General features: G+C 73.8%; 15 protein-coding genes. 5 read left to right on the top strand and 10 right to left on the bottom strand.

Annotated elements, in window-relative coordinates; all coding sequences use genetic code 11:
- Positions 1-2: 2 nt before the first annotated feature.
- The 3 genes from ACIBAI_RS05105 to afsQ1 are packed head-to-tail and all read right to left on the bottom strand — an operon-like array spanning position 3 to position 2931.
- On the bottom strand, positions 3-668 hold the full coding sequence (locus ACIBAI_RS05105) for a hypothetical protein (RefSeq protein ID WP_399031056.1): 666 nt from the start codon (positions 666-668) through the stop codon (positions 3-5).
- Positions 668-2257 carry an ATP-binding protein gene (locus ACIBAI_RS05110; RefSeq protein WP_399031058.1) on the bottom strand — a complete coding sequence of 530 codons (1590 nt, stop codon included), beginning with the start codon at positions 2255-2257 and terminating at the stop codon, positions 668-670. The genes ACIBAI_RS05105 and ACIBAI_RS05110 overlap by 1 nt, the downstream gene beginning before the upstream one ends.
- Positions 2254-2931, bottom strand: coding sequence for a two-component system response regulator AfsQ1 (afsQ1, locus tag ACIBAI_RS05115; RefSeq protein ID WP_189287708.1), 678 nt, complete (start codon positions 2929-2931; stop codon positions 2254-2256). Before afsQ1 ends, ACIBAI_RS05110 begins: the two co-directional genes overlap by 4 nt.
- Positions 2932-3192: 261 nt before the next feature.
- On the opposite strand from afsQ1, the gene ACIBAI_RS05120 reads away from it, so the two are divergent.
- The gene (locus ACIBAI_RS05120; RefSeq protein WP_399031060.1) at positions 3193-3930 is read left to right on the top strand and encodes a SigE family RNA polymerase sigma factor; all 738 of its coding nucleotides are present in this window, start codon (positions 3193-3195) and stop codon (positions 3928-3930) included.
- 275 nt (positions 3931-4205) lie between these two features.
- Here ACIBAI_RS05120 and ACIBAI_RS05125 read toward each other — a convergent pair whose 3' ends face one another.
- On the bottom strand, positions 4206-4919 hold the full coding sequence (locus ACIBAI_RS05125) for a uridine kinase (protein WP_399031061.1): 714 nt from the start codon (positions 4917-4919) through the stop codon (positions 4206-4208).
- A gap of 60 nt (positions 4920-4979) precedes the next feature.
- On the opposite strand from ACIBAI_RS05125, the gene ACIBAI_RS05130 reads away from it, so the two are divergent.
- Positions 4980-5315, top strand: a complete 336-nt coding sequence (locus ACIBAI_RS05130; RefSeq protein WP_399031063.1) for a hypothetical protein — start codon at positions 4980-4982, stop codon at positions 5313-5315.
- A gap of 116 nt (positions 5316-5431) precedes the next feature.
- Here the strand turns inward: ACIBAI_RS05130 and ACIBAI_RS05135 are convergent, their stop codons facing one another.
- Genes ACIBAI_RS05135 through deoC form a run of 3 tightly spaced genes read right to left on the bottom strand, consistent with a single transcriptional unit; the run spans position 5432 to position 8803 of the window.
- Positions 5432-6319, bottom strand: coding sequence for an aldehyde dehydrogenase family protein (locus ACIBAI_RS05135; RefSeq protein WP_399031064.1), 888 nt, complete (start codon positions 6317-6319; stop codon positions 5432-5434).
- Positions 6312-7805, bottom strand: coding sequence for an aldehyde dehydrogenase family protein (locus ACIBAI_RS05140; RefSeq protein ID WP_399031066.1), 1494 nt, complete (start codon positions 7803-7805; stop codon positions 6312-6314). Before ACIBAI_RS05140 ends, ACIBAI_RS05135 begins: the two co-directional genes overlap by 8 nt.
- Before the next feature lie 5 nt (positions 7806-7810).
- Positions 7811-8803 (bottom strand): deoxyribose-phosphate aldolase, encoded by a 993-nt coding sequence (gene deoC, locus ACIBAI_RS05145; protein WP_399031068.1) that lies wholly within the window; start codon positions 8801-8803, stop codon positions 7811-7813.
- A gap of 124 nt (positions 8804-8927) precedes the next feature.
- Between deoC and ACIBAI_RS05150 the strand changes: the two genes are divergently transcribed.
- Positions 8928-9617: a PH domain-containing protein gene (locus tag ACIBAI_RS05150; protein WP_399031070.1), complete on the top strand. Its 690-nt coding sequence runs from the start codon at positions 8928-8930 to the stop codon at positions 9615-9617.
- Between the two features lie 43 nt (positions 9618-9660).
- On the opposite strand, the gene ACIBAI_RS05155 is transcribed toward ACIBAI_RS05150, so the two are convergent.
- The 3 genes from ACIBAI_RS05155 to ACIBAI_RS05165 all read right to left on the bottom strand — a co-directional run bounded on the left by ACIBAI_RS05155 (position 9661) and on the right by ACIBAI_RS05165 (position 12975).
- Entirely contained in the window at positions 9661-11292 is a 1632-nt protein-coding gene (locus tag ACIBAI_RS05155) for a phospho-sugar mutase (protein WP_399031072.1), read from the bottom strand.
- Positions 11293-11612: 320 nt separating this feature from the next.
- Positions 11613-12437: a purine-nucleoside phosphorylase gene (locus tag ACIBAI_RS05160; RefSeq protein ID WP_399031073.1), complete on the bottom strand. Its 825-nt coding sequence runs from the start codon at positions 12435-12437 to the stop codon at positions 11613-11615.
- A gap of 100 nt (positions 12438-12537) precedes the next feature.
- Positions 12538-12975, bottom strand: coding sequence for a gamma-glutamylcyclotransferase (locus ACIBAI_RS05165; protein WP_399031075.1), 438 nt, complete (start codon positions 12973-12975; stop codon positions 12538-12540).
- Between the two features lie 96 nt (positions 12976-13071).
- On the opposite strand from ACIBAI_RS05165, the gene ACIBAI_RS05170 reads away from it, so the two are divergent.
- Complete coding sequence (locus ACIBAI_RS05170) at positions 13072-14520, top strand: NAD(P)H-quinone dehydrogenase (protein WP_399031076.1); 1449 nt, start codon at positions 13072-13074, stop codon at positions 14518-14520.
- A gap of 191 nt (positions 14521-14711) precedes the next feature.
- Entirely contained in the window at positions 14712-15653 is a 942-nt protein-coding gene (locus tag ACIBAI_RS05175; RefSeq protein WP_399031078.1) for a DeoR/GlpR family DNA-binding transcription regulator, read from the top strand.
- Positions 15654-15775: the final 122 nt, after the last annotated feature.

Here is a 15775-nt window from a genome sequence, read left to right on the forward strand (position 1 = left end):
GGTCAGTCCCCGGCGACCTCGCTCGACGGCGGCCGCTCGCTGCCGGGACGGGCGCGGACCTCGTCCGTGCACGCGTACCGGAGCGGCCGCTCCTCGCCCGGGCCCCCCAGGACCACCGAGCCGTCGCCCTCGGCCGCGGCCGAGTCGGAGAACGTGCAGACGATCTGGGCGAGGGCGTGAGCAGTGAGGTCACCGGGCGCGGAGCTCAGCCGCAGCGTGTCCGCCGGATCGCCGGGACGCGGACCGCTCACCGTCGTCCCGCCCGGTACGGCCGTGCTGTACCCGGCCTCCCGCTCCGCCGCCGACGGCGTCGCCGCGAGCTGGTCCAGCAGCCCCTGCGCCACCAGGACGCGCCGCGCGGAGTCCGCGGCGCCCTCCGGGACCCGCACGGCCCGGTCGACGGTCACCAGCGAGGTGCCGCACCGCAGGAACACCCGCACCGGCATCCCGCGCGACTCTTGCGCCGACGGCTCCGGCTCGCCGAGCGAACACCGCACCCGCGAGGGCGCCGGCCCGAAGTCCGTCGGCACCTCGGTGGCCCGGATACCGCAGCCGGCGAGCAGCACGGCGAGCAGGGGCAGGGCGGGGGCGCCCCGCAGGACGCGGCGCCGCGCCGGCGCCCGGCCGATGCGGCGGCGTATGTTCGTCAGGCGTCCCTGTTCGCGCATCAGGCGTCCCTCTTCGCGTCCTTGCCCTCGTCCTCGGCGGCCCCGGCGGCCCCGGTGGTCCGCCCGGTCGGCGCCGACGTGTGCCGCGGCAGCCGCAGGGTGAACACCGCTCCTCCCTCCGGGGAGTTGGCGGCGGTGATCTCGCCGCCGTGGATGTGCGCGTTCTCCAGGGCGATGGACAGGCCCAGCCCGCTGCCCTCGGAGCGCGGCCGGGAGGCGCTCGCCTTGTAGAAGCGGTCGAAGACGTGCGGCAGGACGTCCTGGGGGATGCCGGGCCCGTGGTCCCGCACCTGGATGAGCAGCTCGTCGTCCGTCTCCCTGACCGACACCCGCACCGGCGACCCGCCGTGCTTGAGGGCGTTGCCGATGAGGTTGGCCAGGATCACGTCCAGGCGGCGCGGGTCGAGACGCGCGTGGATGCCGCGCTCGGCGTCCAGCTCGACCGCGTCCAGCCAGGCCCGGGCGTCGATGCAGGCGGTGATCTGGTCGGCGATGTCGACGTCGTCCAGGACCAGCCGGGCGGTGCCCGCGTCGAAGCGGGTGACCTCCATCAGGTTCTCGACCAGGTCGTTCAGCCGCCGCGTCTCGCTGACGACGAGCCGTACGGCGGGCTCGATCATCGGGTCGATGCCGCCGCCCTCGGAGTCCAGCTCCTCCTCCAGCACCTCGGTGACGGCGGTGATCGCGGTCAGCGGCGTACGCAGCTCGTGGGACATGTCGGCCACGAAGCGCCGGGAGGCAGCCTCCCGCGCGGCCATGTCGGCCACCCGCTTCTCCAGGGCCTCCGCCGCGCTGTTGAACGTCCGTGACAGATCGGCCAGTTCGTCGGTGCCCGACACCCGCAGCCGGGTGTCCAGCTTCCCCTCGCCGAGCCGCCGCGCGGCGACCCCGAGCCGCTGCACCGGCTTCAGCACGGTGGAGGCGGCGGCCTGCGCGAGCAGCGCCGACCCGATCAGCGCGAGCGCCGTCGCGATGCCGAGCGACCAGGCCAGCGAGTTGAGGTCCTTCGCCTCCGGCTCCAGCGACTTGAGCATGTAGCCGGTCGGCCCGCCGCCGATCACCCTCGTCCCGGCCACCAGGTACGGGGTGTCGCCGTCGACGATCCGCTGCCAGTACAGGTGGTACGGGTACCGGTTGGCCGAGGTGACCTTCTGCTCCTTGTTCACCGCGGCGCGCAGCGACGCGGGCACGTCACCGAGCGCGAAACCGCCCAGCCCGCCGGAGCTGCCGTACACCGTCCTGCCGTCGGGGTCCTCGGCGACGAGCAGCACGCCGAACCGCTGGCTGCTGCCCGCCATCTGGCCGGCGGCGTGCTGCAGCTCGTCCTGCGTGGGGCGCGCGGGCAGCGCGCCCGCCCGGTTGCGCATCTCCTGCTCGAAGTCGCGCAGCACGGCGTCCTGGGCGCGGGTGAGCACCGCCTCCCGGTTGAGCCAGTACGCGATCCCGGACGCGGACACGGCCGCGGTGAGCGCGACCAGCCCGAAGACGACGACCAGCCTGAGCCGCAGGCTGGTCAGGCGCAGCCGCGACCAGACTCCCTTGCGCGCCGCGGACCAGCCGCGCGGACCCCCTTGGTGTTCCCGTGTCACTGAGGCGGATCCAGCCGGTAGCCGACACCGCGCACGGTACGGATCAGCGTCGGGGACGACGGCACGTCCTCGACCTTGGCGCGCAGCCGCTGCACGCAGGCGTCCACGAGCCGCGAATCGCCGAGGTAGTCGTGCTCCCACACCAGCCGCAGCAGCTGCTGCCGCGACAGCGCCTGCCCCGGACGCCGGCTCAGCTCCAGCAGCAGCCGCAGTTCGGTCGGCGTGAGCTGCAGGTCCTGGCCGTTCTTCGTGACGGTCATCGCCGCCCGGTCGATGACGAGGCTGCCGAACGTCGCCGAGTCGCTGGACTCCCGCTCCCCGCGCCGCAGCACGGCCCGGATCCGGGCGTCGAGGACCCGCCCCTGCACCGGCTTGACGACGTAGTCGTCGGCGCCGGACTCCAGGCCGACCACGACGTCGATGTCGTCGCTGCGCGCGGTCAGCAGGATGATCGGCAGCTGGTCCGTGCGCCGGATGCGCCGGCACACCTCGAAACCGTCGATGCCGGGCAGCATGACGTCCAGCACGATCAGGTCCGGCCGCTGCTCACGCAGCAGTTTCAGTCCGTCCTCACCACTGGCAGCGGTGGCCACCCGGTGTCCCTGGCGCGTCAGGGAGAGCTCCAGGGCCGTGCGGATGGCGTCGTCGTCCTCGATCAGCAACAGGGAAGGCACGGGCTCATTCTGGCCCATGGAGGGGGCCCTGTTCGACCTGCGGGCCGGGGAAGGAGCCGCCGGAACCCCCGGTAGACCGCGCGTGATCCCCGCCGCCACCGCGCCCCGGCCCTGTGACAGGTCTGTGACAGTCGGCGGACACGGCCATGAAGTCGCCCCGGCAAGCTTTTCGGCACAGGCAAGGAAGCGAGCCGAGCAGGCCGGAAGGACCGGCGGCGCCCGGCGAGCCGAACACCGGAAGTCCACGACGGGGGGCGCGAGATGAGCACGCTGCACGGCACCAGCACCAGCGCAGTGATCACACGCCTGCACGACGTGCACCGGGGTTCCGAGAAGTCCGGTGCTGCGAGCGGGCGGGGGTGCGTTCGCGGCACCGGGCGTCAGCACCCGGCGTACATGTCGGTGGTTGACGCGAACACGGGGGAGACGCACGGGGGAACCGCGTACGGGGAGGCACCGGGGGAGCGCCGTTCGCTGTCGGAGGCGGAGTTCACCGCCTACGTCCAGGAACGCCGCGCCTCCCTGTACGCAACCGCCTACCACCTCACCGGCGACCGCTTCGAGGCCGAGGACCTGCTGCAGAGCGCGCTGTTCTCGACGTACCGGGCGTGGGAGCGGATCAGCGACAAGGCGGCCGTCGGCGGATACCTCCGCCGCACCATGACCAACCTGCACATCAGCGCCTGGCGGCGCCGCAAGCTCAACGAGTACCCGACCGAGGAACTGCCGGAGACGCCCGGCGACACGGACGCGATGCGCGGCACCGAGCTGCGCGCGGTCCTGTGGCAGGCGCTGGCCCGGCTGCCCGAACTCCAGCGCACCATGCTGGTCCTGCGCTACTACGAGGGCCGCACGGACCCGGAGATCGCGGAGATCCTCGGCATCAGCGTCGGCACGGTGAAGTCCAGCATCTGGCGGTCGCTGCGCCGGCTGCGCGAGGACGAGGCGCTCAGCCTCGGCCGGGACGAGGAGGACGCCTTCGGCGAGCTCGTCGCCTGAAGGTCCGGGGGCTCCGGGGAATTCCAAAAAATCTTCGGAAGACGAGGACTCGGGGTGTATCAGGGGGGAGGCACCGGGGTCTTCATCACAGGGACCCGGGATCCGGGTCCCCGGGGGGAAGCACCATCCGGGGGGGAGCACCACGGGGGAACGGGGGAACAACGGGGGAAAGGAAACGGGGGACACGGGGGAAACACCACGGGGGAACACGGGGGAGCGGGACTGGAGGGCCGGGGGTCTCTCCAGTCCCGCTTTTCCGTGTCCGGCCCCGGCGCCTACGCCGAGTGCGCCGCCGTACGGGCCGGGGCGCACCGCCCCGCCGCCGCGGCCGCCAGCCGGCCCATCGCCTCGTCCCGGTCGCAGGCGTACGCGCCCAGCGCCGTCTGGCGGGCCACGATGGACCGCTCGGCGCGCATCAGCCGCCAGCCGCGGCGCAGCAGGAACGGCACCGACTTGCGGCCCTCCCGCAGATCCCGCAGGAAGCGCCGGCGGAAGGTCGTCACCGCACCGCGGCTCAGACACAGCGCGTCGGCCAGCACGCCCAGTTCCCGGCACCGTGCCACGATCTCCGCGGCGAAGATGCCCTCCGCGATGAACAGCGGGGTCCGCCCGATGTCGACCGTCTCCTCACCGGTGCGGGCACTGCGCGCGATGTCGTACACGGGGACGTTCGTACGACCCGTGCGGCACAGCTCGGTGATCGCGGCGACGGCGGTGTCCGCGTCCCAGGAGTCGGGATGGTCCCAGTCGATGTCGGAACTCCCGGCGACCAGGGGCAGCGTCGGGTCGTCGCCCTCCTTGTAGAAGTCGTCGAGCCGCAGCACGGGCAGGCCGGAGCGGGCGGCGAGGAGGGACTTGCCGGAGCCGGAGGGGCCGCAGAGCAGCACGACTCGCGTCGGTATGGGCGGATGGGAGTTCACGGGACACCAGTGTGGGGCATCGGCCGGGCGCCGTACGACCCAGCGGGTCGCCTTTGAAGTGCGCGTCACATGGCCGCTACTGTTCGTGCTGCAATCGTCACCCTCGGTATCGACAAGGCGGCAGCAGTGATGACCCGACAAGCGTCCTCCCCCGTCCCCACCGCCCGGCGTGCCCTGGTCGTCCTCGCGGCGGCGGGGGCGGCGCTGGGCGCAGGCGCGGCGACGGCCGGCGCGGACACAGAACCGTCCGTCCGTGCCGCGCAGACGCGCCCCGCCGCGCCGGGCCAGGCCGAGCCGCAGGCCGTCCGGCTGCTGATCGACACGATCGGCCACGTCCTCGGCCCGATCGTCGGGCTGAACCCCGGTCAGGCGGCGAGCGGCGGTCAGGCGGTGAGCGGCGGTCAGGCGGCGGACGGTGGCCAGACGGTGGACGCCGGCGGGAGCCGGCCGGGCGACGGCGCGTAAACGGCCGGCTTCCCGCCGTCCGGCGGTGCGGCAGCCGGGCGGCCGGCGCGAGGACGGCGGAGAGCCGTGTCCCCCTCGGGCGGAGGGGGACACGGCTCTCCGGTCCCGTACGGGCGTCAGTAGGACGAGCCGGACGCGCCCAGGGAACCCGTCGGGTGCCAGACCGTCTTCGTCTCCAGGAAGGCCGTCATGCGGTCGATGCCCGGAGTGCGCGACCAGTCGTCCACAGGCTGTGGACGCAGGACCCGCTTGAGGTTGTCCGCCGCAGCGATCTCCAGTTCCTTCGCCAGCGCCTCGTCGGCGCCGGCCAGATCGATCGCGTTGACGTCCTGGTGCGCGGCGAGGGGGGCGGCGATCTCCGCCGTGCGGCCCGAAAGGATGTTGACGACGCCGCCCGGCAGGTCGGAGGTGGCGAGCACCTCGCCCAGCGACAGCGCGGGCAGCGGGGAGCGCTCGCTCGCCACCACGACCGCCGTGTTGCCGGTGGCGATCACCGGGGCGACCACCGAGACCAGGCCGAGGAACGACGACTCCTGCGGCGCCAGGACCGCGACCACGCCCGTCGGCTCCGGCGTGGAGAGGTTGAAGAACGGGCCCGCGACCGGGTTGCCGCCGCCGACCACCTGAGCGATCTTGTCGGTCCAGCCCGCGTACCAGACCCAGCGGTCGATCGTCGCGTCCACCTGGCGGGCGGCCTCCGGCTGCGGCAGGCCCTCCGCGTCGGCGACCTCGCGCACGAACTGGTCCCTGCGGCCCTCCAGCATCTCCGCGACGCGGTAGAGGACCTGGCCCCGGTTGTAGGCCGTCGCGCCGGACCAGGCGCCGAACGCCTTGCGGGCCGCGACCACCGCGTCCCGGGCGTCCTTGCGGGAGGACTGCGGCGCGTTGGCCAGCCACTCGCCCTTGGAGTCCGTCACCTCGTACACCCGGCCGCTCTCGGAACGCGGGAACTTCCCGCCCACGTACAGCTTGTAGGTCTTGAACACACTGAGACGGTCAGACATCGAGGTACGCCTCCAGGCCGTGGCGGCCGCCCTCGCGGCCGAAGCCCGACTCCTTGTAGCCGCCGAACGGCGAGGTCGGGTCGAACTTGTTGAACGTGTTGGACCAGACGACGCCCGCGCGGAGCCTGTTCGCCACGGCCAGGACGCGGGAGCCCTTCTCCGTCCAGACGCCCGCCGACAGGCCGTACGGGGTGTTGTTGGCCTTGGCGACGGCCTCGTCCGGGGTGCGGAAGGTCAGCACCGACAGCACCGGGCCGAAGATCTCCTCGCGGGCGACGGTGTGCGCCTGGGTGACGTTGGTGAGGAGCGTCGGGGCGAACCAGTAACCGGAGCCGGGCAGTTCGCAGGCCGGGGACCAGCGCTCGGCGCCCTCGGCCTCGCCCCGCTCGACGAGCGAGGTGATGCGCGCCAGCTGCTCGGCGGAGTTGATCGCGCCGATGTCGGTGTTCTTGTCCAGCGGGTCGCCGAGGCGGAGCGTGGCGAGCCGGCGCTTGAGGGCGTCGAGGAACTCGTCGTGGACCGACTCCTGGACCAGCAGCCGGCTGCCCGCGCAGCAGACCTGGCCCTGGTTGAAGAAGATGCCGCCCACGACGCCCTCGACGGCCTGGTCGATCGGCGCGTCGTCGAAGACGATGTTGGCGCCCTTGCCGCCCAGTTCGAGGGTGAGCTTCTTGCGGGTGCCGGCGACGGTCCGCGCGATCTCCTTGCCGACGGCCGTGGAGCCGGTGAAGGCGACCTTGTCCACGTCCGGGTGGGCGACCAGCGCGGCGCCCGCGTCGCCGTAGCCGGGCAGGATGTTGACGACGCCCTTCGGCAGGCCCGCCCGGCGGCAGACGTCCGCGAAGAACAGGGCGGACAGCGGGGTCGTCTCGGCGGGCTTCAGCACCACCGTGTTGCCGGTCGCGAGCGCCGGGGCGACCTTCCACGCCAGCATCAGCAGGGGGAAGTTCCAGGGGATGACCTGACCCGCGACGCCCAGGGGCCGCGGGTCCGGACCGAAGCCCGCGTGGCCGAGCTTGTCGGCCCAGCCCGCGTAGTAGAAGAAGTGCGCCGCCACCAGGGGCAGGTCGGTGTCCCGCGTCTCCCTGATGGGCTTGCCGTTGTCGAGGGTCTCCAGAACGGCCAGCTCGCGGCTGCGCTCCTGGATGATGCGGGCGATGCGGAACAGGTACTTCGCGCGCTCGGAGCCGGGCAGCGCCGACCACGTCCCGAACGCCTTGCGGGCGGCCCGCACCGCGCGGTCGACGTCCGCCTCGCCCGCCCTGGCGACCTCGGACAGCACCTCCTCGGTGCTGGGACTGACGCTCTTGAAAACCCTGCCGTCGGCCGCCTCCGTGAACTCGCCGTCGACGAACAGGCCGTAGGACGGGGCGATGTCGACGACCGAGCGGGACTCGGGGGCCGGGGCGTACGCGAACGCGGGGGACCGCCTCGCCGTGGGGGCCGCGGTTCCCGTGGTGGTTCCCGTGGTGTTTTCCGTGGTCATGGTGATCAGTCCACCGTCACGTAGTCGGGGCCGGAGTAGCGGCCGGTGGCCAGCTTCTGACGCTGCATCAGCAGGTCGTTCAGGAGCGAGGAGGCGCCGAAGCGGAACCAGCGGTTGTCCAGCCAGTCCTCGCCCGCGGTCTCGTTGACCAGGACCAGGAACTTGATCGCGTCCTTGCTGGTGCGGATGCCGCCGGCCGGCTTCACGCCGACCTGGACGCCGGTCCGGGCGCGGAAGTCCCGGACCGCCTCCAGCATGAGGAGGGTGTTCGCGGGGGTCGCGTTGACGGCGACCTTGCCGGTGGAGGTCTTGATGAAGTCCGCCCCGGCCAGCATGGCGAGCCAGCTCGCGCGGCGGATGTTGTCGTACGTCGACAGCTCGCCCGTCTCGAAGATGACCTTCAGGCGGGCGCTCGTCCCGCAGGCCTCCTTCACGGCGGCGATCTCGTCGTACACCTTCATGTACCGGCCCGCGAGGAACGCCCCGCGGTCGATGACCATGTCGATCTCGTCGGCGCCCGCCGCCACGGCCTCGCGCACGTCGGCCAGCTTGACGGCGATCGGGGCGCGGCCCGCCGGGAAGGCGGTGGCGACCGAGGCGACCTTCACGGACGAACCGGCGACGGCCTCCTTGGCGACGGCCACCAGGTCGGGGTAGACGCAGACCGCGGCCGTGGCGGGGGTCGTACGGTCCGTCGGATCGGGGCGGACCGCCTTCGCGCCGAGCGCCCGGACCTTGCCCGGGGTGTCCGCGCCTTCCAGCGTCGTCAGGTCGACCATCGAGATGGCGAGGTCGATGGCGTACGCCTTCGCGGTGGTCTTGACGGAGCGGGTGCCGAGGGAGGCGGCGCGCGCCTCCAGGCCGACCGCGTCGACGCCGGGCAGCCCGTGGAGGAAGCGGCGCAGCGTGCCGTCGGACGCGGTGACGTCCGTGAGTGCGTGGGCGCGGGGGGCGCCTCCCGCCGGTTCGGCGGCGGGGGAGGGTGCAGTGGTGGGCATGGTCACCAGACGAGCATATCTACGCGCGTAGCGGCTGTACAGCCCCCGGAGACCGGGCGGGGAGCGGGGCGGTGGGCGGGATCGCGGTGCGGCGCCCGCGGGGGCGTCGGGCACAATCGGCTGCATGACGAGCCCGGAGCACCAGCCACCAGCGCCGCAGCCATCGGAACCCGAGTCCGCCGGGTACCGGGAACAGGTCCACCGGTCGTCCGGGGGGATCGCCGGCGGTGTCCTGCTGCTCGCCGTCATCGGCTGGCTCGGCATCGACGCGGTGGTCACGGGGGAGGGCCGCACGCCGTGGCTGGCGCTCGCCGCGCTGCTGTTCCTGGTGCCGCTGGTCGTCGCCTTCACCCTGCGGCCCGCCGTCCTCGTGAGCGAGGACCGGCTGCGGGTCCGCAACCCCTTCCGGATGATCGTGCTGCCGTGGGGGCAGATCGCCGCGCTGCGCTCCGGCTACTCCCACGAGGCCGTCACCCGGTCCGGTGCGAAGTACCAGCTGTGGGCCCTTCCCGTCTCGCTGCGCGCCCGGAAGAAGGCGGCGCGGCGGGCGGCGCGGGCGGCGGCGGAGGGGGCGCCGGAGACGACCGGCCGGAGCGGTCCCGGACGCGGCGGCCTCCTGCGCCGGGCAGGCGCCGGGGACGGACCCGTGCGGGCGGAGACCGACAAGGTCATGGACGACCTGCGCGCGCTGCTGGAGGACCGGGGGGAGGCGGAGACGGCGCAGGGCGAGGTGACCGTGCGCTGGGCGTACGAGGTGGCGGCCCCGGCCGCGGCCGGGGCCGTGCTGCTGGCCGTCCTGCTGGCGGTGGGGTGAGGAGCCGGGGGGCGCCCGCCGGGCGGGACGCCCCCCGGCCGGATCAGATGCCGGCCGCCGCCGACAGGTCCCGCTCGAGGGCCGTCAGCAGGTCCGCCGCCCGCGCGCGGGCCGCCGGCAGGTCCGCGCGGGCGGCGACCGGGACGACCACCTCCAGGTAGCACTTCAGCTTCGGCTCCGTGCCGCTCGGGCGGACGATCACGCGGGCGCCGTCGAGGGTGTAGCGCAGGCCGTCGGTGGGCGGGAGGGCGTCCGTGCCCCGCGCGAGGTCCTCGGCGCGGGTGACGGGCAGCCCGCCGAGGCGGGCCGGGGGCCGCTCCCGCAGGCGGCGCATCGCGGCCGCGATGACGGAGAGGTCCTGGACGCGGACCGAGAGCTGGTCCGTGGCGTGCAGGCCGTGCTCGACGGCCAGGTCGTCGAGGAGGTCGAGGAGGGTGCGGCCCCGCTCCTTGAGCACGGAGGCGAGTTCGGTGACGAGGAGGGCCGCGGTGATGCCGTCCTTGTCGCGTACGCCGTCCGGGTCGACGCAGTAGCCGAGGGCCTCCTCGTAGCCGTAGCGCAGGCCCTCGGCGCGGGCGATCCACTTGAAGCCGGTGAGGGTCTCCGTGTGGCGCAGTCCCGCCTTCCCGGCGATGCGGCCGAGCAGGGAGGAGGAGACGATCGACTCGGCGAACGTGCCCCGGGCGCCACGGTCGACCAGGTGGGCGGCGAGGAGGGCGCCCACCTCGTCGCCGCGGAGCATGCGCCAGTCCCCGCCGTCCCTGACGGCGACGGCGCAGCGGTCGGCGTCCGGGTCGTTCGCGATGACCAGGTCCGGGTCCGTCTCGCGGGCCCGGGCGTAGGCGAGGTCCATCGCGCCGGGCTCCTCCGGGTTGGGGAAGGCGACGGTGGGGAAGTCCGGGTCGGGGTCGGCCTGCTCGGCGACGAGGACCGGCTCCGGGAAGCCGGCGCGGGCGAAGGCGGCGAGGAGGACGTCCCTGCCGACGCCGTGCATCGCCGTGTAGACCGTGCGGGCGGTGCGCGGGGAGCCGGGGGCGAGGACGGCGTCGGTGCGGGCCAGGTAGGCGTCCAGCACGCTGTCGTCGAGGACCTCCCAGCCGGTGGCGGGGCGGGGGACGTCGGCGAGGGCGGCGATCGCGTCGATCTCGGCGGCGATCTCCGTGTCGGCGGGCGGGACGATCTGGGAACCGTCGCCCAGGTAGACCTTGTAGCCGTTGTCGCGGGGCGGGTTGTGGCTGGCGGTGACCTCCACGCCGGCGACCGCGCCGAGGTGCCGGACGGCGAAGGCGAGGACGGGGGTGGGCAGGGGGCGCGGGAGGAGGGCCGCCCTCAGGCCGGCGCCGGTCATGACCGCCGCGGTGTCCCGGGCGAAGTCGGCCGACTTGTGGCGGGCGTCGTAGCCGATGACGACGAGGCCGCCGGTGTGGCCCCGCTTCGTCAGGTACGCGGCGAGACCGGCGGCGGCGCGGATGACCACCGCGCGGTTCATGCGCAGGGGGCCGGCGCCCAGTTCGCCGCGGAGGCCCGCGGTGCCGAACTGGAGGGTGCCGCTGAAGCGTGCGGCGAGTTCGGTGACGTCCCCGGCGTCGATGAGCCGGGCGAGTTCCGCGCGGGTGTCCGCGTCGGGGTCCTCGGCCAGCCACGCCTTGGCCCGTGCGAGGAGGTCGTCGTGCACGTCGGGTCAGCCTCTCGTTGTCGTTCGTACGGGGCGGGTCCCCGTGGGGGCGGGGGTGTGGGGTGCGGGCGCCCGCGGCGGCCTGCGCGGCTCCGGCGGAGGTCGCTGCGGCGCCTGCGGCGGGGTGGGTCGGGGCCGCGCCGGGGATGTCCGTCCTCGGTCCGGCGTGCCGGCGGTTCCGGTGGCGGGGCGGTGCGGGCGCCGGACGCTGCGGGCGGACACCCCCGGCCCGCGCTCCTCCCGCCGTGGGCGGCCGGGCGGAGGCCGCCGGTCCCGCGGGCCGTCCGTCGGGCCGCGGAGGCCCGGTCCGTCCGGGGGCTCTACAGCCGGCCCAGCACCTGGGCCAGCAGCGAGCCCATCCGGGCGGCGGAGTCGCGGCCCGCCTGGAGCACCTCCTCGTGGTTCAGGGGCTCGCCCGTCATGCCGGCGGCGAGGTTGGTGACCAGGGAGATGCCGAGGACCTCGGCGCCGGCCTCGCGGGCGGCGATCGCCTCCAGGACCGTCGACATGCCCACCAGGTCCGCGCCTATGGCGCGGGCCATGCGGATCTCCGCCGGCGTCTCGTAGTGCGGGCCGGGGAACTGGGCGTAGACGCCCTCCTCCAGGGTGGGGTCGACCTCCTTGCACAGGGCGCGCAGGCGGGGGGAGTAGAGGTCGGTGAGGTCGACGAAGTTGGCGCCGACGATCGGGGAGGTGGCCGTGAGGTTGATGTGATCGCTGATCAGGACCGGCTGGCCGGGGCGCATGCCCGCGCGCAGGCCGCCGCAGCCGTTGGTCAGGATCACGGTCTTGCCGCCGGCGGCGACGGCCGTGCGGACGCCGTGGGCGACGGCGGCCACCCCGTGGCCCTCGTAGTAGTGCGTGCGGCCCAGGAAGACGAGGGCGCGCTTGTCACCGATGCGGTACGAGCGGACCTTGCCGCCGTGGCCCGCGACCGCGGGCTCGGGGAAACCGGGCAGCTCGGTGACCTGGAGCTCGGCCTCGGGGGTGCCGAGGGCGTCCACGGCCGGAGCCCAGCCGGAGCCCATCACCAGGGCGACGTCGTGGATCTCGGCGCCCGTGAGCTCGCGCAGGCGCGCGGCGGCGGCGTCGGCGGCGGCGTAGGGGTCGCCCTGGATGTCGTCCGGAAGAAGAGATGCGTTCACGCCGATGAGGGTAGCCGGTCTCTGCCTACGCGCGTAGATGGCGGAGCGCACGGGACGGCGATCGTTGTCCGGTCGTTTCCGGCGAGAGCGCCGGCGGATGTCAGCAGGGGCGCTTGCGCAGTTCCATCACGTAGTCGTGCGGGGCGCCGGCCGATTCGGCGGCGTCGGCGATCTCGCCCAGGTGGCGGGCCGACGGCAGGCCGCCCTCGTAGGCGTTGAGGACGTACGCCCAGGCCTGCTCCTCGCCGTCGAGGGTGTGCGCGCGGACGCGGGTGCGGCGGTAGACGTCGAGGCCCACGCCCACCCAGTGGTCCAGCTGGTCCTCGTCCATCGGGGCGATGTCGTACAGGGCCACGAAGACCTGGGACACCGGGTCCTCGACGATCGTGGGGAGCGCGCCCTCCCAGCCCATGTGCTCGCCGCCGAAGGTCAGTCGCCACCCGTTCAGCCAGCCGGTGGCGCGCAGCGGCGAGTGCGGGGCGCGACGGGACATCAGCCGCGCGTCGAGGTTGCCGGCGTACGCGGCGTAGAGCGACATGGGGAGAGGGTACGGCAGGCGCCGCCGCGTCACTTCCGGTGACGGAGGAGCCGCTGCCGGGCCCCCGGGGCGGCCGTACGCCGAAGGTGCGGGACAATGGGGTACGTGACTCGGATCGTGATCATCGGTGGCGGACCCGGCGGATACGAAGCGGCGCTGGTCGCCGCGCAGCTCGGTGCGGAGGTGACCGTCGTCGACCGCGACGGTCTGGGCGGTGCGTCGGTGCTGACCGACTGCGTGCCGTCGAAGACCCTGATCGCCACGGCCGAGGTGATGACCACCTTCGACTCCTCGCACCAGGAACTGGGCATCATCGTCGCCGACGACACCCCGCCCATGGAGCAGGCCGCCCGGGTGGTGGGCGTCGATCTCGGAAAGGTCAACCGGCGGGTCAAGCGGCTGGCGCTGGCGCAGTCGCACGACATCACCGCCGCCGTCACGCGCGCCGGCGCGCGGGTCGTGCGCGGGCGCGGCCGGCTGGAGGGCACGCAGGCCCTCGACGGGTCGCGGAAGGTCGTCGTCACCGCCGCCGACGGGAGCGAGGAGACGCTCACCGCGGACGCCGTGCTCGTCGCGACCGGCGGTCATCCGCGGGAGCTGCCCGACGCCCGGCCCGACGGCGAGCGGATCCTGAACTGGACCCAGGTCTACGACCTGACCGAGCTCCCGGAGGAGCTGATCGTGGTCGGGTCGGGCGTGACCGGCGCCGAGTTCGCCGGCGCCTACCAGGCGCTCGGGTCGAAGGTGACGCTCGTGTCGTCCCGGGACCGGGTGCTGCCGGGCGAGGACCCGGACGCGGCCGCCGTCCTGGAGGACGTGTTCCGGCGGCGCGGCATGAACGTCATGGCGCGCTCGCGCGCCCAGTCCGCCAAGCGGGCCGGGGACCGGGTGGAGGTGACGCTCGCCGACGGGCGGGTGATCACCGGGTCGCACTGTCTGATGGCCGTCGGCGCCGTGCCCAACACCGAGGGCATGGGCTTGGAGGAGGCCGGGGTCAGGCTGCGCGAGTCCGGGCACGTGTGGACCGACAAGGTGTCGCGCACGACCGCCCCGGGCGTGTACGCCGCCGGCGACGTGACCGGCGTGTTCGCCCTGGCGTCCGTGGCCGCCATGCAGGGCCGGATCGCCATGTACCACTTCCTCGGCGACGCGGTGGCCCCGCTGAACCTGAAGACCGTCTCGTCGAACGTCTTCACGGACCCGGAGATCGCGACCGTCGGCTACACCCAGGCCGACGTCGACGCCGGCAAGATCGACGCCCGGGTCGTGAAGCTCCCGCTGCTGCGCAACCCGCGCGCCAAGATGCAGGGCATCCGGGACGGCTTCGTGAAGATCTTCTGCCGGCCGGGCACCGGGATCGTGGTGGGCGGTGTGGTCGTGGCGCCGCGCGCCTCGGAACTGATCCACCCCATCTCGATCGCCGTCGACAACAATCTGACGGTCGAACAGATCGCGAACGCCTTCACCGTGTACCCCTCTCTGTCGGGCTCGATCGCCGAGGTGGCCCGGCAGCTCCACACCCGCAAGGCGGCGGACGAGGTCTGACGGCCGGAGGCGGATCCCCGCTGGTCACGGCGCCTTGTCGGGCATCCGCGCGGGACGGATGCCCGAACCGGGCCTCTATACCACCGCGCGCCCTGCCGTGCGAACAACTTCTGTTATTCGGCGCAAACCGCTGAAAGCAGACGGTCGTTGGCGTTACTGTCAGTTTCGTGTTCGCTGCAGAACGTCGCCAATTGATCCTCGAAATGGTGCGAGCGAACGGGGCCGTGTCGCTCCGTGAGCTCGCCCGCGTCGTCCAGACCTCCGAAGTGACCGTACGGCGGGACGTGCGCGCACTGGAGGCAGAAGGACTCCTCGACCGCCGGCACGGCGGTGCGGTACTGCCGGGTGGCTTCACGCGAGAGTCCGGCTTTCCGCAGAAGTCCCATCTCGCGACCGCCGAGAAGACGGCCATCGCCGACCTCGCCGCGGGCCTCGTCGAAGAGGGCGAGGCCATCGTGGTCGGCGCGGGTACGACCACGCAGGAGCTGGCCCGCCGGCTCGCCCGCGTGCCCGGGCTGACCGTCGTCACCAACTCCCTGCTGGTGGCCCAGGCGCTGGCCCACGCCAACCGCGTGGAGGTCGTGATGACCGGCGGCACGCTCAGGGGGTCCAACTACGCCCTGGTGGGATCCGGAGCCGAGCAGTCCCTGCAGGGGCTGCGGGTGGCGAAGGCCTTCCTGTCCGGCAGCGGCCTGACCGCCGAGCGCGGGCTGTCCACGTCCAACATGCTGTCGGCCTCCGTCGACCGGGCCCTGGTGCAGGCCGCCGCCGAGGTCGTCGTCCTCGCCGACCACACCAAGCTCGGCACGGACACCATGTTCCAGACCGTGCCGACGGACCTGATCACGCGGCTGGTGACCGACGAGCCGCCCGCCCACGACGACCGCGCCGCCACCGAGCTCCAGGCCCTCGCCGACCAGGGGGTCCAGATCGCCGTGGCCGGCACCCAGGGGGGCCCGGCGGGCTCGGGAGGTGATGCCGCCCCGGCGCGCCGGCAGCGCCGGGACGTGCCGCTGCCCGGTCCGCGCCGCCAGGGCCCCGGCGCGGGAGCGGGACTGCGGACGAGCGCGATGCTGGGGGAGCAGACACCGGGCACGGAACGCGGCCGGGTCGCGGACCTGCGGCGCCGCTGAGGCGCCGGGCGGGGGCGGAGGCGGGGGCGGCTCCACGGCCGGGCGCCGGGCCCGTGGCCGGCGCGGCGGAGACGCCGGGCGCCCGGCGGGTTCCGTACGGCTCAGTCCTTGATCTCGCAGAT

Origin of the sequence: Streptomyces sp. NPDC051041 (assembly GCF_044456065.1) — a bacterium.
Lineage (GTDB): Bacteria > Actinomycetota > Actinomycetes > Streptomycetales > Streptomycetaceae > Streptomyces > Streptomyces glaucus.